The following is a 17,900-nucleotide window of genomic DNA, read 5'->3' on the forward strand; positions in this document are numbered from 1 at the left end:
TCACTGAAACCGCAAGGATACTGCCATGAAATTCGTTCGTTACGGTGCGCAGGGCGCCGAGAAGCCCGGTCTTGTCGACGCGACCGGTGCTATTCGCGACCTTTCCGGTCACATCTCCGATCTCTCCGGCGCGTCCATCGATCCCGATGCGCTGGCAAAGCTTGCCTCCGTCGATCCGGCCTCGCTGCCGCTGGTATCCTCAGACGAGCGCCTCGGCGCCTGCGTCGCCGGCACGGGCAAGTTCATCTGCATCGGCCTCAACTATTCCGACCACGCCGCCGAAACGGGCGCGACCGTGCCGCCGGAGCCGATCATCTTCATGAAGGCGACATCGGCTATTTCGGGCCCGAACGACGACCTCCTCATCCCGCGCGGCTCCGAGAAGACCGACTGGGAAGTCGAACTCGGCATCGTCATCGGCCGCAAGGCGAAATATGTGAGCGAGGCCGAAGCGCTTGACTATGTCGCCGGCTATTGCACGATCCACGACGTCAGCGAACGTGCCTTCCAGACGGAACGCTCGGGCCAGTGGACCAAGGGCAAGTCCTGCGACACGTTCGGGCCGACCGGTCCATGGCTGGTGACGAAGGACGAGGTTCCCGATCCGCAGGACCTGCGCCTCTGGCTAAAGGTCAATGGCGAAACCATGCAGGACGGCACCACCAAGACCATGGTCTACGGCGTGGCCTATCTCGTTTCCTACCTCTCGCAGTTCATGTCGCTCCAGCCGGGCGACATCATTTCCACGGGCACGCCTCCGGGTGTCGGCATGGGCATGAAGCCGCCGCGCTACCTCAAACCCGGCGACGTCATCGAACTGGGGATCGATGGTCTCGGTTCGCAGCGCCAGACCGCCCGCGCCGACGCCTGATCCTTGATCTTACCTCTCTCCGGAGCCCCCATGACCCGCATTACAGACCTGCGCGTGTTCGACCTGCGCTTTCCGACGTCCCAGAGCCTCGATGGTTCGGATGCCATGAATCCCGATCCGGATTACTCGGCAGCCTATGTCATTCTCGACACGGACACGCCCGGTCTTGCGGGTCATGGCCTGACGTTCACCATCGGTCGCGGCAACGAGATCTGCTGCATGGCCATCAAGGCGATGCGGCATCTCGTTGTCGGAACCGAGCTTTCCACGGTGCTCGAAAATCCCGGCCGCTACTGGCGGCACCTGACGAGCGATAGCCAGCTGCGCTGGATCGGGCCGGAAAAGGGCGCGATGCATCTGGCGACCGGCGCGGTCGTCAACGCGGTGTGGGACCTGCTCGCCAAGCAGGCGGGCAAGCCGGTCTGGCAGATGGTCAGCGAGATGTCGCCCGAGCAGATCGCAGACATCGTCGATTATCGCTACCTGACCGACGTGCTGACCCGCGACGAGGCGATCGACATTCTGAAGCGCGCCGAGCCCGGCAAGGCCGAGCGCATGGCGGTGCTGCGGGCGGAGGGCTACACCTGCTACACCACGTCCGCGGGCTGGCTCGGCTATGACGATGAGAAACTGCGCCGGCTCTGCCAGGAAGCGATCGACGAGGGGTTCAACCACGTCAAGATGAAGGTCGGGCGCGATCTCGAAGACGACATCCGTCGCCTGACGATCGCCCGTGAGGTCATCGGCCCCGATCGCTATCTGATGATCGACGCCAACCAGGTCTGGGAAGTCGGCGAAGCTATCGACTGGGTGAAGCAGCTTGCCTTCTGCAAGCCGTTCTTCATCGAAGAGCCGACGAGCCCTGACGATGTTGCCGGCCACCGCAAGATCCGGCAGGCGATTTCGCCGGTCAAGGTCGCGACCGGCGAGATGTGCCAGAACCGCATCATGTTCAAGCAGTTCATCGCCGAAGGCGCGATCGATATCGTGCAGATCGACAGCTGCCGCATGGGCGGGCTGAACGAGGTTCTCGCGGTGCTTCTCGTCGCCGCGAAATACCAGCTGCCGGTCTGGCCGCATGCCGGCGGCGTCGGGCTTTGCGAATATGTGCAGCATCTCTCGATGATCGACTACATCGCCGTTTCCGGCACGAAGACGGATCGCGTCATCGAATATGTCGATCATTTGCACGAGCATTTCCTCGAACCCTGCATCATCGAGAACGCGGCCTACATGCCGCCGACCCGCCCGGGATTCTCGATCGAGATGAAGGCGCAGTCGATCGCGGATTATACCTTCAAGGGCTGATACCAGCCCAATGGATTGCTGAGTTTCACGGAAGCCGGGCTGTTCGCAGTCCGGCTTTTTCGTGTCCAGAGATAAGGCCGGCACTTACATCTTGACCAAGCATGGCTATTCTTTCATAATAGATGTATTCGTATATGAATGATGCCAGGGGAGGAGCCCGGGCAGTGGAGGGTCTCATGAAGAGCATACTCGTAGCGTCCGCACTGGCGGCGCTATCCTTTTGTGGTGTCGCGCAGGCGCAGGATTACAGCCTGCGATTCTCCACATCGCAGGTCAATCCGAACGAACCGATCGTCAAGGCGATGAAGCTCTATGCCGAACGCGTCGGCGAACGCTCGGGTGGCCGCATTGCCATCACCGTGATGACGGGCGACCAGCTCGGCGCGCAGAAGAAGGTCAACGAGATGGTTATGAGCGGTGCGAGCCTGCTCAGCGCCACCGATTACGGCCAGCTCGGTCAGTTCGAGCCGGATATGTCGATCCTCGCCGGCCCCTACGTTTACCCGAGCATTGAGGCGAGCGACAAGCTGTTTGCCTCCGACGTCTTCAAGGAGCTCTCGGCGAAGCTCGAGGCCAAGGGCCTCAAGATCATCATGCCGAATGGCCTGTTCGGCTACCGGCATATCATTGCCAACAAGGCGGTCCGCACGCCCGCCGATCTCGCCGGCGTCACTGTGCGCGTTCCCTCTTCGCCGATCATGATGGCGACCTTCGCCACCTATGGTGCCCGCCCGACGGAGCTTCCCTGGGGCGATGTCTACAATGCGCTGCAGACGGGCGTGGTCGATGCCGCCGAAGGGCCGTTCGGCTCCATTGCCGGCTCGAAGCTGAACGAGACGCGCAAGGTCATCTCCAAGACCGGCCATCAGGTGATGTTCACGGCCTGGGTCGCCTCGGCCAGCTTCTACAACAGCCTGCCGGAAGACCTGCAGAAGGTGCTGACGGAAGAAGGCCAGAAGATCGCTGTCGACCTGACGAAAATGACGATCGAGACCGACGACGGCTATGCCAAGCAACTGGCCGACAGCGGTGTCGAGATCGTTTCGGACGTGGACGTTCCCGCGTTCGTCGCGGCCTCGAAATCCGCCTATGGCAAGGTGCCGAACCTGACGCCGGGCATGTTCGAGCGCATTCAGGCCGTCATGCAATAAAAGGTGAAGGCCCGGCCGGGTACGAGGCCGGGCTTTCCCTTGCCGGGAGCATTCATGGACATTTCAGCCGAAACCTCGACCGAGCCGCCGCTCTGGAGCCTTCGCCGTCTCGATGAGGCCGTGGGCGTCCTTGCCCTGCTGGTCATCGTCGTCTCCATCCTCTGGGGCATCGTCAGCCGCTACATCTTTCCGCAGCCGGCAGCCTGGACCTACGAACTCGCGATCCTCGCCTTCTCCTACCTCGTCTTCTTCGGAGCGATTGCCGGCGTGCGTCTCGGCACGCATGCCGCCATCGACGTCCTGGTCGGGGCCCTGCCGGAACGCTGGCAGGACGGGGTTCGCTGGTTCAACTATGTGCTCCTGACCGTCTTCTTCGTCCTGATGACCGGCCTCTTCTTCTGGCAGGCCTGGACCTCGCGCAATGTGCACACCATCGCGCTCGACCTGTCCCGCAGCATTGCCTATGCGCCGCTGGCGATCGCTTCCGCCGGCATGCTGGTGCAGCACCTCATCGTCGAGCGGCCCTGGCGCCCGCGCACGCATCGCATCGTGGATTCGATCATATGACATTCTTCCACTTGGCCGGCCCCTCGCTCGTCGTCGTTCTCCTGTTCCTTTTGTCGACGCCGATCACCTGGGCTCTGGCCATCGGTGCGCTCACCTTCTTCTTCCTGAACATGGACATGATTCCCCTGTCCAATTTCGCGCAGGAAATGGCGGAAGGCAGTCAGTCCGTGTCCCTGCTGGCGCTGCCGCTTTTCGTGCTTGCCGGCTGCATCATGAACGCGTCCGGCATCACGCGGCGGCTTCTGACGCTCGCCGACGTGCTGGTCGGGCACATGACCGGCGCGCTCGCACAGATGTGCACCGTGCTCGCCACGCTGCTCGGCGGCCTCACCGCGTCGGCCAATGCGGATGCGGCGATGCTGGCGAAGACGCTCGGCATCCAGATGGCCGAACGTGGCTACAGCCGGGCGTTCGCCGCTGTCATCACCTCGTCCGCTGCCATCATCACCAGCCTCATCCCGCCGTCGATCGGCCTCATCGTCTATGGCTTTTTGGCAGAAACATCGATCGGCCGGCTGTTTGCGGCCGGCGTCGTGCCCGGTCTCGTGCTGGCGCTTGGCCTCATGATCACAACGCACTTCATCGCCCGCAAGCGCGGCTATCGCTCGCTTCGCGACAGGCGTGCAACCGGCGCGGAAATGCGCACCGCCCTCGTCGACGGGCTGTGGGCACTCTCCATTCCCGTCGTCATCTTCGTGGGGACGCGTTACGGCCTGTTCACGACGACGGAAGCCGGCGCCGTAGTGGTCGTCTACGTCCTCTTCGTCGCGATCTTCGGCTACCGCGAATTCACCGTGCGCCAGATCCCCGAAGTGCTGGCAGAAGCCGTGCGCGACTCCGCGGTCGTCATGGTGATGATCTGCGCGGCCGCCGCCTTCGGCTTCTATCTCGCCTGGGAGCAGGTGCCGCAGGCCATGTCGGGTTGGCTGGGCGGTGCGACCAGCAACCCGCTCGTCATGCTGCTGCTCATCAACGTCATGCTGCTCGTCATCGGCACGGCGATTGAGGGCTCGGCGGCGCTCATCATTCTGACACCGATGCTGATCCCGATCATCGACGGCGTCCATATCGACCGCGTCCATTTCGGCATCATCTTCATCACCAACCTCACCATCGCCGGCATTACCCCGCCGGTCGGCGGGCTGATGTATATCTCGTCCATGGTGATGAAGGTGCCGATGATGGCCTATGCGCGGGAAGTTCTGCCGTACCTCGCCATGATGATGGTGCTGCTCAGCATCCTCAGTATCTTCCCGCAACTATCGCTGTGGCTGCCGAACCTGATCTATGGAACTGCGGCCGTACAGTAGCGTCTCATCCCGGCATCTTGCGTCAGGCGACGATGCGCAATCGTGTCTCGCGATAGGTGAAGGCGGAGAGGAGCTGCCGCAGGGCGGTCGTCTGCGCGGCCAGTTCCACGCTCGCAGCCGTGCTCTCCTCGGCCATCGCCGCATTCTGCTGGGTTGCCTGATCCATGGCGTTGACTGCGATGTTGATCTCACGAAGACCGACGGCCTGCTCGCGTCCGGCCTGAACGATCGCCGCGATGTTGACGTCGATCCGGGTGACCTTGCCGACGATGTCCTCCAATGCGCGCCCGGTTTCGCCCACGAGGTCCACGCCGTTGCGCACAATCCCGTTCGAGGCGGCGATCAGGGCGCCGATCTCCTTGGCGGCCTGCGCCGAACGCTGTGCCAGCTCCCGGACCTCCTGCGCGACGACCGCAAAGCCGCGGCCCGCGTCTCCGGCGCGTGCGGCTTCAATGCCGGCATTGAGCGCAAGCAGGTTCGTCTGAAACGCGATCTCGTCGATGACGCCGATGATGCCGGTGATCGATTGCGACGATGCCGCGATCTCGGCCATGGCGGATACGGCACGCTCGACCACGGCTCCCGACCGCTCGGCGCCGCTGCGAGTCTCATTCACGAGGCTCCCGGCCTCCTGCGCGCGGGCACTGGTATCGTTGACGGTGGTGGTGATCTCCTCGAGCGCTGCTGCGGTCTCTTCCAGGCTCGCCGCATTCTGCTCCGTGCGGCGCGACAGGCTCCCGGCGTTCTGGCTGATTTCGCGGGAGCCGTCGGCGATGGCCGCCACGCTGATGCCGATATTCTCCATCGTACTGCGCAGCTGCGCCAGCGTCGCGTTGAAGTGGTGCCGCAGCTCTTCCATCGAGGGGACGAAAGGCCGGTCGAGGGTCGCGGTAAGATCGCCGTTCGACATTGCCTTCATGACCGTGCCGATCTCGGCGATGGCGCTCATGCGCTCGGTCACGTCGGTTGCGAACTTCACCACCTTGCAAACCTTGCCGCTGGAATCGAGGATCGGGTTGTAGGCGGCCTGGATCCAGACCTCCTTGCCCCCTTTGCCGACGCGCACGAACTCGTTGGCGATGAACTCGCCGCCCGCCAGCCGTGCCCAGAAAGCCTTGTATTCCGGCGTTGCGGCATAGTCTTTGCGGCAGAACAGGCTGTGATGCCGCCCGGTGATTTCGCTCAGCGCATATCCCAGCGTCTTGCAGAAATTATCGTTCGCCGTGATGATTTCGCCGGTCGGGTAAAATTCGATGACCGCCTGCGAGCGGGAAATGGCCTCCAGTTTTCCGGCATCCTCGATCGCCTTCTCCCTCGCAGCCGTGATATCGGCCGCGAGTTTCACCACCTTGTAAGGCTTGCCGCCCTTCATCACCGGATTGTAGGTCGCCTGGATCCAGATTTCGCGCCCACCCTTGCCGATTCGCTTGTAGGCGCCGGCATCGAACGTGCCTGCCGCCAGCCGCTTCCAGAACGCGGTATAGTCCGCAGATGCGACCGTCTGGGGGTCGCAAAAGAGACTGTGATGCTTCCCGACGATCTCTTCGATCGTGTAGCCGAGAGCCTGGCAGAAATTCTCGTTCGCGCTCAGGATGTTGCCTTCGAGGTCGAATTCGATGATCGCCTGCGATTTGGAAAGCGCATCCGAAATGTCGGATCCCCGTCCCGCGCCTTTGTTCAATCCAAACATGTGTCCCGCTCTTTTCTTGGCTTCGTTTTCTTCAGTTCGACGCGATGCTCCCGCACGCCGATGAATGTTTCCGGCCCCGTGTCCGGCTTGCCGAACAGATAGCCCTGTGCATGTGCGCAACCTTCGTCGACGATCATACGGTACTGAGCTTGCGTCTCGATGCCCTCCGCGGTGACCGGAAGATTGAGACTGCGGCCGAGGCTGACAACCGCGCGGACGATGGCGCGCGCATTGGCGTCGTGATCCATCCCGGCGATGAAGCTGCGGTCGATCTTCAGCCCGTCGAAGGGGAAGGACTGGAGGTTGCTCAGCGACGAGTAGCCCGTGCCGAAGTCGTCCATGACGACCTTCACGCCGAGTGCCTTGATCTGCCGCAGGATATCGAGCGTTACGACACGATCCTTCAGCAGCGCCGTTTCGGTGATTTCGAGTTCCAACCGCGCGGGCGGAAGACCCGTCGCATCGAGGACGCTGGCGATGGCGCCTGCAAGGTTGGGAAGGCGGAACTGGACGGCCGACATGTTGACCGCGACTTTCAGTGCTGGATCCCAGCCGGCAGCCTGCCGGCAGGCCTCGCGCAGCACCCATTCGCCAATCGACAGGATGATGCCGCTTTCCTCCGCAATCGGAATGAAAACGTCCGGCGGCACATTGCCGCGCACCGGATGGGTCCAGCGAAGCAGCGCCTCATATCCGAGAATGGCGGCTTCATCGATCGACTGTATCGGCTGGAACAGGAGGTGCAGTTCGTTGCGCGAAATCGCCTGACGCAGATCGCTTTCGAGCTGTCGCCTGTCGCGCCGTTCCTGGTCCATGGCGAGATCGTAGAAGGCGTGCATGCCGCGGCCGCTTGCTTTCGCCCGGTAGAGTGCAACGTCGGCAGCCTGCGTCAGCGCGTCAGCGTCGGCGCCATCCTTCGGAAAAACGGCGATGCCGATGCTGACGCCGACCGCGGTCGGATCGAGCGAGATGTTCATGCGCTCGCGGAAGGTGGTGCGAATACGTGCGGCCAGGGCCCCGGCGCCGTCCGTATCGACGCCCTCCGCCGTCAGGATGACGAACTCGTCGCCGCCGATCCGCGCCACCGTGTCGCCGCCGCGGCAGCTGGCGCGCAGGATTCCGGCAACGTCGCGCAACACTCGGTCGCCCTCCGCATGTCCGAAGAGATCGTTCACCGCCTTGAACCGATCAAGATCAAGCGCGAGCAGCGCGAAGGGCTTGCCCGTCAGCGCGCCACGCTCCAGCTGCAGCTGGAGGCTTTCCTGGAAGATCGAGCGGTTCGTGAGGCCGGTCAGCATGTCGTGGCGCGCGAGGTATTCCACCTTCTTCTGCACGGCGCGCCGCTCGGTCAGGTCGCGAACCGCGATGACCTCCGAAGGGCGGCCACCATATTCGATGGTGTGCACGGCGACTTCGAAGATGCGGGCATGATCGCCCGTGCGTGGCGATGCCTCGACGGCCGACCGGCGCGGCTGGTCGATCGACTGACCATCGATCGCGACCAGAAACTGATCCGCGCGCCGGCCGATGAGCTCGCCGTCTTCGCGATCGAGCAGCGCCGAGAACTTGGCGTTGACCTCAAGGATGACGCCGTCGCGCACGACAGCGAGGCCATCGAGCGTGGAGTTGGCAAAGCCTTTGAGGTCGACGAGATGCCGGTCGATGATGACGCCGATGGCGGAGGAGACGAGGATCAGCAGCGTGACGCCCGTGATGGCGCTCGTCAGCCAGACATTGTCCGCCATGTCGATGACGACGGCCGGCAGGGATGGGTCGGGCGTGATGATCGTTGCCGACATCGTGACGAAATGCAGCGTGCAAACGCCGAGGACTGCGCAGATCGCAGGGGCCGCGATCCGGAAAAGACCGCGCAGACGGGAGAAGAGCACAAGCGACAGGATAAACAGCGCGAACGCAACGACGGCGCCAACGACAATCGGCCCCCAGTCGAAGTCGAGATTCGCTTCTGCGCGAAGTCCTGCCATGCCGACGAAATGCATGGCGGCAACGGTGAGGGTGATAAGCCCGGCGGAGGCGACCATGGAGCCGGCGCCGAGAAAGCCTTGCCGGATGGCCAGCCAGAAGCCGACGACGGCAATGGCGGCGGAGAGCGTCGTGAACATCAGGTCGAATCGCAGCGCGACCGTTCCCTCATAGGCCAGCATGGCAACGAAATGCGTGGCCCAGACGCTGAGGCCGGCCGAAAAGGCCGCAACCAGTCGCCAGTTTCGGCGTCGGCTGGCGGTGCTCTCTTCCGCGCGCAGGAGCAGGTGGTGGAAGGCGAGCATGCCAAGAAGCGCGATCAGACCGGAGATGACGGTGATCGACCGGTCGTGCCGATCCGTGACGCATTCGAGGACAGTGAACATGTGCACCGGTTTCCTTGGTCGAACTCAGAACGTCTTGGGTCTTGCCCCGGGTTATTGAACGAGCACGGGGTTTGCGCAGTCGACTTGGGTGACACGGACATCCGCTTCGCCGATGCGGACGCCGGCAACGGCGAGAATCCGTTCGAGAAGCGCATCGATGCTGGGCGTAACGGCGCCCAGCGTCTTTGCCAGCGCGGCCTGCACCACCTTGTCCGTCATCAGGGAGAGCAATGGTAGACGGATCTCCGCTTCGAGATTGGCCAGAAGGGACTGGGTCAGCGACGTCAGGAGACCGCTCGACGAGACGTTCTTCGTCGTTCCCACCGCGATGTCTCCCGGCGTGAACGTCAGCTTCCTGACCTGCGCGCTACCGACATCGACGGACGCCAGCCCCTCGACCGTGAGGAGGCCGGACTCGACCAGCTTTGCCTTCGTCACCCGCGGTGACGATCCGAAATTCTTCAACGCTGCCGCATCGACCTGGCCGATCGACACCTCCGCCACGCCCGGAACCGTGTCGATCGTGACGGTCGCATTGCTTGGCTTGCCGCCATGACACTGGATGCCTGCAAGCTTCGCTTCAGCATGCGCGACCTCAATATAAAGCGGAAGACTGATCTTGATGCCGAGCAGGTCCGCCAGGCCGTCGATCTTGATGGCGAGGGCGACGCGGACCTGCGCGGTGCGAACGGCCTGCCCAGGTTCGCCGACGCGGTGGAGCGGTGTACCGACCGGTGGCTCACCGATGGCCAGTGCGAGATCGACCGAGCCAAGCCCGGGGAGATCGAGTTTCGTATCGACCTTGACGAGCTCAGCGCCGTTGGCAAGGGCCGCGCTCGACTGCAGCAGATCAAGAACGCCGACCTTCACGCCGAGCCCCGCAGGCGCATCAATGCGCAGATGTCCCTTGTTGCCGAGATCGATGAGCCGGGCGAGCGACAGGCGTTTGCCACTTGCCGGCAGGGATTGCCGGATCTTCGAAACGAGCGTCGTCGTGCTGGACGGTAGACCGCCGTGACGCAGAATCGCGGTCAGAAGCTGTGGCACGGTGATATCGGTCGCGAGGATCTCGTCATAGGTCACAGCTGTCAGGTTGAGGTCGGACGCAAGACCGCGCGTGAGTTGGAAGAGGTCGAGGTCCGCCGTGGCCAGAGCGCGGTAATCGACAGCTTTGAGATCGAGCGTGGTGCCGAGCATCTTGCCGAGAATCGCGTTCAGCAGTCCGCCTTCAAGGCTTGCGAGGCGCGATCCGATGGAGAAGGCGGCAGTCTTGGTCATGGCGGCCGTGCCGACGGCCGACATGAGGGGTGGGGTGGTGAACATCGAGGCGAAGAACAGCGTTCCCGGCTGCTCGACGGTGACGCGCACGGCATCGCTCGGTGCCACACCCGGTTGGAACCGCTGATCAGCGTCCAGAGCGGCATTGGCGACGTAGCGGCCTTTTTCGAGGGTCACGCGACCTGTCGTGCCCGCTATGGCTGCTTCCGGAACGACAACACCACTCGGCGTCTTCAACCCCTGTGGCGTTTTCAGCAGGAGGTTCAGACGGTTGTTCTCGATATGCGACAAGGCCGCCGCTTCCGCATGGGCCATATCGGAGGCGACCGCGATGGCGGTCAGATCCGCTGCAACCTGCATCTCCCGGCGCTCCAGCGTCAGGTGGCCGTAATCGACGCCGATGGCGAGCACGCTGATGCAGGCGGGCAGGACGAGGGCCGTCATGATGGCGACGTTGCCGTCTCGACGGGACCGGAAAGCCTGCATCTTTCGGTTGAGAGGGGCCGGCATTACGCACCCCCGATCCGGATCGTTGCGGAGCGCGCAATGATGCTATCCGGCAGGGCGAATGTCATCAGGTTCCAGATCGGCAGATCGCTGGCATCATAGGTGAGCTTGACAGTGAACTGATTGGGGCGAACCTTGTCGTCCTCAACCAAGACGTTCAGCTTCTTCTGATTGATAAGAGCGAACTCGCCCGGCTTCATCGCGCCGATATAAGCGGACGCCAAGGCATTGCGCTCGCTTGCCGAGAGGCCGGCAATGGCAGCGCGTGCCGTGTCGGCTGCGATCTGCTGGACGGAATGGGTCGCCCCGAGATAAAGGCCCCAAGCAACCATCGTGAACATAACGGCCAGAAAAAACGGCGCTATGATAGCGAACTCGATCGCGGCGACGCCAGAGGCGTCACGCGTAAAACGTGACATGATCGACATCACGAGACCTCTAGTTTTTCTGTAAAGCCAAACCCCTTGGTTCTCCGTAAGGTTGCACTTAAAAACTTAACGAGAGGTTAATATACGCCTCCCAAGGTCCTTACACGCTTGGTGCCTTTCTATCTGGGGTAATCCTCCTCTCGCGGCACTTGCAACCCTTTATTTGGGGCGACATGCAACGGTCCTTACGTCAAAGGCATTTGCGCGTCGTCTTCAATTGACGGCGCTAATGCGCGTGTGTTTGCAAAGTGGTAAAGGGTTGCAACGCGCCGCAGTATCCGTTCTGCAATTTCAGCGCGAATGCATATAGTTGCCGCAGTGCGGCCAATCTCCGACGGCATGCAGTGCTCGGACATCATTGCATGAGGTATTGGTGGCGAAAAAAAATTTACGAGGACACATAAAATCTACGACCGAAGGCCAGCGGCGGTCGAGCGAGGCCAGAGGCCCATAGCCTGCGTAAAATCTTTCATCATATCCAGAAATTTTATTGTATGATGATTGGAAATCTAGTTTATTGCGCCCAGTGTTGGTGATTTGCCAGACCATATCACGCGCGCAACATCCGCCGGATTGGAATGTGAAGCCCGATGAGCAGACAAGAGGAGGCGTTTATGAGAAGACCGCGTGAACGCATCGCTCTGTTGCCTGCAACGGCTGGCAACGACGTTTCGGTCAAGCGTCCGCGCGTACAGAAAAACGTGACGCGCTCGCTCGCCTCCGATATCTGCGCCGATATCTTCCCGCCGAACGGCATGCTGCCGACCGAGAACGAGCTTTGCATCCGCTATGGTGTCAGCCGGACCGTGATCCGGGAAACGCTGAAGATCCTGGAATCGAAGGGCATGGTGCGGGGGCGCTCGCGGATTGGCACCCAGATCTGCCCGCGCGAGGCGTGGAACCTGCTCGATCGGCAGGTGCTGGAATGGATCGGCCCGCGCATCTTCGATCTCGACCTTCTGCAGAGCATTCTGGATGCGCGTCGTGCGACCGAGCCCTTTGCGGCGGAGCTTGCCGCCGAACGCGCGACCGTGCAGGAGATCGCGGAGATCGAAAGCGCCTGGCAGCGCATGCAGGACGCCGAGGGAGATGTGGAAGCCTTCACGGCGGCCGATGTCGCCTTTCACACCAATCTCATGAAGGCGAGCCACAATCAGGTCTTCATGCAGCTGTCGAGCATCATCCAGGCAGCACTCGAATTTGCCTTGCATGCCTCCAACGAGGCTGTTGACGCCCGGGGCGAAGCCGTGGATATCCACCGCGCGCTGATCGAGGCCCTGAGGGTGCGGGACAAGGCCGCCGCCCGGGACTGTTCGATGCGCATGCTGGACCTCGCGGCCCGCGATCTGGCAACCGCGCTGCGAAAGCATCCGCGAACGCCGTCGTCCTGACCACCTTCTTTCCTTCCGAACCACCCGTCACTCCCGAGACAGATCCTATGAAAATCACGAAACTGACCACCTACATCGTGCCTCCGCGCTGGATGTTCCTGAAGATCGAGACCGACGAGGGCATTACCGGCTGGGGCGAGCCCGTGGTCGAAGGCCGGGCGCTGACCGTGCAGGCGGCCGTCCACGAGCTCGAGGACTACCTGATCGGCAAGGACCCCTTCCTGATCGAGGATCATTGGAACGTGATGTATCGCGGCGGTTTTTACCGTGGCGGTGCCATCCACATGAGCGCCATCGCCGGCATCGACCAGGCGCTGTGGGACATCAAGGGCAAGGCCCTCGGCCAGCCGATCCACTCGCTTCTGGGCGGGCAGGTTCGCGACAAGATCAAGGTCTATTCCTGGATCGGCGGCGACCGTCCGAGCGACGTCGCCAACAATGCGCGCGAGGTCGTCGCCCGCGGCTTCAAGGCCATCAAGCTTAACGGCTGCGAGGAAATGCAGATCGTCGATAGCTGGGACAAGGTGGAGCGTGCCGTCGAGACGATCGCCGTCATCCGCGAGGCGATCGGCCCGCATATCGGCATCGGCGTCGATTTCCATGGCCGCGTGCACAGGCCGATGGCCAAGGTGCTGGCGAAGGAGCTGCAGCCCTACAATCTGATGTTCATCGAAGAGCCGGTGCTGTCGGAAAACCGCGAGGCGCTGAAGGAAATCGCCAATCATTGCTCGACGCCCATCGCGCTCGGCGAGCGGCTGTATTCACGCTGGGACTTCAAGCAGGTGCTGACCGACGGCTACGTCGATATCCTCCAGCCGGACCTTTCGCATGCCGGCGGGATTACCGAGTGCCGTAAGATCGCGGCGATGGCCGAAGCCTACGACGTGGCGCTGGCGCCGCATTGCCCGCTCGGCCCCATCGCGCTCGCGGCCTGCCTGCAGGTGGACGCCGTCAGCTATAACGCCTTCATCCAGGAGCAGAGCCTCGGCATCCACTACAATACGGGCAACGATATCCTCGACTACATCTCCAACAAGGAGGTCTTCCACTACGAGGACGGCTTCGTTTCCATCCCGCAGGGCCCAGGCCTCGGCATCGAGGTGGACGAGGAATACGTGATCGCCCGTGCTGCGGAAGGCCATCGCTGGCGCAACCCGCTGTGGCGTCATTCCGACGGCAGCGTTGCCGAATGGTAGGAGTCTAATAAGGTTTCCGGTCGATCAGATCGGAAACCCTATCCCGTCGTTTGAAAATCTGGTCTTCCGGCCAGAGATTTTCGACGGTTCTGGTTTCCGGCTCGCGCAGCGATCAGCCGGAAACCGCATGATACGCCCGGTCGAAATAAAACAGTGCCTGTCCCTCCGTGCGGGTGGCGGTGGACACGACGCGGCAGAAGAGCACGTCATGCGTCCCCTGCGAGACCGTGTTTTCGATCACGCAATCGAATGACACCAGCGCATCGTCGAGTGCGGGAGCACCTGTCGTCAGAACCGACCAGTCTGCGGTGGCGAAGCGCTCGGCCGCCGGCGTCTTGCCGCCGAAGAGATGCGAGAGCGGTTGATGACCGGCATTCAGTGTGTTGACGCACAGAACCTTGTTGGTCGTGACCGCGTCATACACCGAAGCCGAGCGGTTCAGACAGACGAGCAGAGTCGGCGGATCGTCGGTCACGCTGCAGACGGCCGTTGCTGCAAAACCGGTTCGCCCGCCCGGCCCATCCGTCGTGATGATGTTGACGGCGGCCCCGAGCTTCGCCATTGCACCGCGAAAGAGCGCACGCCGGGTGTCGTTGTCCGTGATCTCGGAGAAATCGGTGCGGCTGGAAGCGGCGAGGGTCATGAGATGCTAGCTTTCGTGTCGTTCCGGCCTGTGAGAAACTGCAGCAGACGATAATTGAACGGACCGGGATCGACCACGTTGATGGCGTGCCCGCCATGATCCACGAGATCCAGTACGGCATTGGGGAGACCCTCGACCAGCCGTTGCGAGCGAGTCCAGGGAACGAGAAGATCGTCCTTCGTCGCCATCACCAGCGTTTCGTGACCGATCTCGGCAAGCCTGTCGTCGATGTCGAACGCACGAAGTGCTGCGATGCGGCGCAGGATGTTCGCCTTGCCCTGAAAATGCGTGATGCCATGGGCTTCGTCGGCGGCCATGCGCTCGGGGTTTTCCGCCATCCACACGGCAGGATAGAGAAACAGCGGTTGCGCCTTGATAAAGGCGGGAATACCGGATTTCTCCAGAAGCTCGATGCGGATGTCGAAGCAGCGGCCCGAATGCGGATCCGCCTTGCTCCAGGCATTGACCAGCACGAGACGACCGATGCGGCGTGGCTGGCGGAGCGTGATATCGAGCCCGATGAGGCCGCCGAGCGCGTGACCGACGAAGTCGACCTGATCGATATCCAGCGCGTCCAGTATCTCAAGGACGTCATCCGCCATCGCGCTGATGCCGCCGGTCTCCGGCACGTCGCCGCCCGTTCGGCCCGTGCCGCGATGGTCGTAGGTCACGACGCGGAAATCGGGTGCGAGCGCCGATATCTGCTCTGCCCAGTAAGCGCCCGAGCCGCCGAGGCCGGAGGACAGCAGAACGGTGCGGGCATCTGCATCGGTGCGGCCGTGAAGATCGAAATGCATGGGTCCGCCTTTGTCGGTATCCGGCCCTACGGTCGTGGGTGCGACCGATTTCAGCCGATATGGGCGATGGTCGCGATTTCGATCAGCGCGTCCGGCTTCACGAGACCGCACTGGATGCAGAACCGGGCCGGCTTGTCGCCGGGAAAATACTCGGCATAGACGGCGTTGACGGCCTGATAGTTTGCCCAGTCGGTGATGAAGATGTGGTTCATCGTCACGTCGTCCATCGTGCCACCGGCCGTCTCGATCACCGACTTGATGGTTTCGAGCACGTGGCGGGTCTGTGCGCCGGCGTCGCCGACGTGAACCACGTCATTGTTCTTGTCGAAGGGCAATGTGCCGGAGACATAGACGACGCCATCGGCGGTCGTGCCGGGAGAAAACGGGGCGATCGGCTTGTGCGTGCCTTCAGGGACGATGATGGACTTGGGCATGATATCTCCTTGATCGAAGTGGGGCGTTGCGCGTTACCGGGTTCAGGCCTGATCGGGTGCGACCTGCGAGATCGCGCCGCAGAAATCGTTGACGGTGGAAACCCAGCCGAAGAACTTCTCGACATTGTAGACCGTCGCCTGCTGAATGAATTCCGGTCCGAGATGATGCGTCGCATCTTCCAGCATGACGCCGAAATATTCGAGATGGAAGGCGTCGCGCAGCGAGCTTTCCACGCAGACATTGGTGGCGATGCCGACGAAGACCAGATTGCGGATGCCGCGGGCGCGCAACACGCTGTCCATGTTTGTGTTGAAGAACCCGCTATAGCGCGTCTTCGGTACGAGAATATCGCCCGGCTGCGGCTGTAGTTCATCGACGATCGCGTAGTCCCAGGTGCCCTTAGCGAGAAGCTGGCCCTGTAGTTCCGGCCGCGCGCGCATGGTCTTCAACGCATTGGACTTGTGCCAGTTCGGCGATCCCGGGCCGCCGGCCTCCACATAGTCCTTGTCCCAGCCGTTCTGGAAGTAGACGACGAGCACGCCGGCTGCGCGAGCGGCATCCAGCGTCTTCTTGATGTTGGCGATCGTGCCCTTGGCGCCGGCGATGTCGAAGCCGGCGAGATCGACATAACCACCTTCGGTGGAATAGGCGTTCTGCATGTCCACGACGACCACGGCCGTTTCGTTTGGCTTGAGGCTGATGGGTTCCGGCCGCGCGGGAACGGTCACGCTCTGGATATGGCGGCGGGGCAACTGGTAGCCAGCGGTCACGGTCTCGCTCATTGTGCAGCCTCCAGGGTCATCGTCTTCACGTGCTGACGGCAGGCCATCAGCGGTTGGATGCGCGTTCCAAAATCCTCGACGCCCTTGAGGAAATCGTCGAACGTCAGCAGGACGCCGCCCGTGCCGGGCACCGTCGGCACTTCGTCGAGCAGCCGGGCGACCGTCTCATAGGAGCCGACCAGCGTTCCCATGTTGATGTTTACGGCAGAGACCGGATCGGCCATCTGGCGGACATTGGTGTCCGTGCCGGAGCGCGTGTCCGCCGCGCCCTGGATGCCGAGCCACTGGATCGCCTCCTGGTCGGCCCCGGCCTTATAGTGCTCCCACTTTGCGCGGGCCGCTTCGTCGGTTTCGTCCGCGATGATCATGAAGAGCACGAAGGAGGAGACATCACGGCCGGTCTTCTCCGTCGCCGCGATCAGCCGTTCGGCGGCCGGTGCAAAGGCTTTCGGCGTGTTGACGCCGACGCCGAAGCAGAAATTATAGTCGGCATATTCGGCCGAGAAATCCATGCCGGCGGTGGAGGACCCAGCGCAGATGATCTTCATGTCGGCCTGCGGGCGAGGGGAGAGGCGGCAGTCGTCCATCTGGAAGAACTCGCCCTTCAGGTCGCTGCTTCCGGTCTCCCAAAGATCGCGTAGAACGGTCGCATATTCCGCGAGATATTCGTAGCGCTTGGAGAAATACGCGTCGCCCGGCCACAGGCCCATCTGCGAATATTCCGGACGTTGCCAGCCGGTCACGAGGTTCAGACCGAAGCGGCCGTTGGAAATGCTGTCGATGGTGGACGCCATACGCGCCACGATGGCGGGCGGCATGACGAGGCTGGCGGCCGTCGCGAATAGCTTGATGCGGGTGGTGACGGCGGCAAGGCCGGCCATCAGCGTGAAGGATTCGAGGTTGTGATCCCAGAATTCCGTCTTGCCGCCGAAGCCGCGCAGCTTGATCATGGACAGCACGAAATCGAGGCCGTACTTTTCGGCCTTCAAGGTGATTTCCTTGTTCAGCTCGAAAGTCGGCTTGTACTGCGGAGCGTTCTCCGAGAGCAGCCAGCCATTGTTGCCGATCGGGATGAAGATGCCAATTTCCACGGTGCGATCCCCTCTTGCCTGCCTGAACCCCGCCTTTCGGGCTCTGCTTGACGGCAAACCTGCACCGAAAAATGAAAATGCACCAG

General features: G+C 62.3%; 16 protein-coding genes. 7 read left to right on the plus strand and 9 right to left on the minus strand.

Annotated elements, in window-relative coordinates; genetic code table 11:
• Nucleotides 1-25 precede the first annotated feature (25 nt).
• From G8E10_RS16435 to G8E10_RS16455, 5 genes are all read left to right on the plus strand, one after another.
• Entirely contained in the window at nt 26-871 is an 846-nt protein-coding gene (locus tag G8E10_RS16435; RefSeq protein WP_110801331.1) for a fumarylacetoacetate hydrolase family protein, read from the plus strand.
• A gap of 30 nt (nt 872-901) precedes the next feature.
• Entirely contained in the window at nt 902-2,179 is a 1,278-nt protein-coding gene (locus G8E10_RS16440; RefSeq protein WP_110801330.1) for an L-fuconate dehydratase, read from the plus strand.
• 176 nt (nt 2,180-2,355) lie between these two features.
• Nucleotides 2,356-3,330: a C4-dicarboxylate TRAP transporter substrate-binding protein gene (locus G8E10_RS16445; RefSeq protein WP_110801329.1), complete on the plus strand. Its 975-nt coding sequence runs from the start codon at nt 2,356-2,358 to the stop codon at nt 3,328-3,330.
• A 54-nt stretch (nt 3,331-3,384) separates the two neighbouring features.
• Nucleotides 3,385-3,897 (plus strand): TRAP transporter small permease, encoded by a 513-nt coding sequence (locus G8E10_RS16450; protein ID WP_110801328.1) that lies wholly within the window; start codon nt 3,385-3,387, stop codon nt 3,895-3,897.
• Nucleotides 3,894-5,207 (plus strand): TRAP transporter large permease, encoded by a 1,314-nt coding sequence (locus G8E10_RS16455; RefSeq protein WP_110801327.1) that lies wholly within the window; start codon nt 3,894-3,896, stop codon nt 5,205-5,207. The genes G8E10_RS16450 and G8E10_RS16455 overlap by 4 nt, the downstream gene beginning before the upstream one ends.
• A 22-nt stretch (nt 5,208-5,229) precedes the next feature.
• Here G8E10_RS16455 and G8E10_RS16460 read toward each other — a convergent pair whose 3' ends face one another.
• From G8E10_RS16460 to G8E10_RS16475, 4 genes are read right to left on the minus strand one after another with little or no spacing between them, the layout of a single operon-like run.
• Nucleotides 5,230-6,897: a methyl-accepting chemotaxis protein gene (locus G8E10_RS16460; RefSeq protein WP_110801326.1), complete on the minus strand. Its 1,668-nt coding sequence runs from the start codon at nt 6,895-6,897 to the stop codon at nt 5,230-5,232.
• Nucleotides 6,885-9,266: a bifunctional diguanylate cyclase/phosphodiesterase gene (locus G8E10_RS16465; RefSeq protein ID WP_110807751.1), complete on the minus strand. Its 2,382-nt coding sequence runs from the start codon at nt 9,264-9,266 to the stop codon at nt 6,885-6,887. Before G8E10_RS16465 ends, G8E10_RS16460 begins: the two co-directional genes overlap by 13 nt.
• Before the next feature lie 51 nt (nt 9,267-9,317).
• Complete coding sequence (locus G8E10_RS16470) at nt 9,318-11,054, minus strand: pilus assembly protein TadG-related protein (protein ID WP_110801324.1); 1,737 nt, start codon at nt 11,052-11,054, stop codon at nt 9,318-9,320.
• The gene (locus G8E10_RS16475) at nt 11,054-11,479 is read right to left on the minus strand and encodes a TadE/TadG family type IV pilus assembly protein (protein WP_110801323.1); all 426 of its coding nucleotides are present in this window, start codon (nt 11,477-11,479) and stop codon (nt 11,054-11,056) included. Before G8E10_RS16475 ends, G8E10_RS16470 begins: the two co-directional genes overlap by 1 nt.
• A gap of 614 nt (nt 11,480-12,093) precedes the next feature.
• On the opposite strand from G8E10_RS16475, the gene G8E10_RS16480 reads away from it, so the two are divergent.
• Nucleotides 12,094-12,870: a FadR/GntR family transcriptional regulator gene (locus tag G8E10_RS16480; protein ID WP_110801322.1), complete on the plus strand. Its 777-nt coding sequence runs from the start codon at nt 12,094-12,096 to the stop codon at nt 12,868-12,870.
• 47 nt (nt 12,871-12,917) lie between these two features.
• Nucleotides 12,918-14,066 (plus strand): galactonate dehydratase, encoded by a 1,149-nt coding sequence (dgoD, locus tag G8E10_RS16485; RefSeq protein WP_110801321.1) that lies wholly within the window; start codon nt 12,918-12,920, stop codon nt 14,064-14,066.
• A 112-nt stretch (nt 14,067-14,178) separates the two neighbouring features.
• Here the strand turns inward: dgoD and G8E10_RS16490 are convergent, their stop codons facing one another.
• From G8E10_RS16490 to rutA, 5 genes are read right to left on the minus strand one after another with little or no spacing between them, the layout of a single operon-like run.
• Nucleotides 14,179-14,709: a flavin reductase gene (locus G8E10_RS16490; protein ID WP_110801320.1), complete on the minus strand. Its 531-nt coding sequence runs from the start codon at nt 14,707-14,709 to the stop codon at nt 14,179-14,181.
• The gene (gene rutD, locus G8E10_RS16495; RefSeq protein ID WP_110801319.1) at nt 14,706-15,506 is read right to left on the minus strand and encodes a pyrimidine utilization protein D; all 801 of its coding nucleotides are present in this window, start codon (nt 15,504-15,506) and stop codon (nt 14,706-14,708) included. The genes G8E10_RS16490 and rutD overlap by 4 nt, the downstream gene beginning before the upstream one ends.
• A 50-nt stretch (nt 15,507-15,556) precedes the next feature.
• Complete coding sequence (gene rutC / locus G8E10_RS16500) at nt 15,557-15,940, minus strand: pyrimidine utilization protein C (protein WP_110801318.1); 384 nt, start codon at nt 15,938-15,940, stop codon at nt 15,557-15,559.
• 42 nt (nt 15,941-15,982) lie between these two features.
• Entirely contained in the window at nt 15,983-16,723 is a 741-nt protein-coding gene (gene rutB, locus G8E10_RS16505; RefSeq protein WP_110801317.1) for a pyrimidine utilization protein B, read from the minus strand.
• Nucleotides 16,720-17,814 carry a pyrimidine utilization protein A gene (rutA, locus tag G8E10_RS16510; protein ID WP_110801316.1) on the minus strand — a complete coding sequence of 365 codons (1,095 nt, stop codon included), beginning with the start codon at nt 17,812-17,814 and terminating at the stop codon, nt 16,720-16,722. The genes rutB and rutA overlap by 4 nt, the downstream gene beginning before the upstream one ends.
• Nucleotides 17,815-17,900: the final 86 nt, after the last annotated feature.

The organism is Ferranicluibacter rubi, assembly GCF_011603255.1.
Classification (GTDB): domain Bacteria; phylum Pseudomonadota; class Alphaproteobacteria; order Rhizobiales; family Rhizobiaceae; genus Ferranicluibacter; species Ferranicluibacter rubi.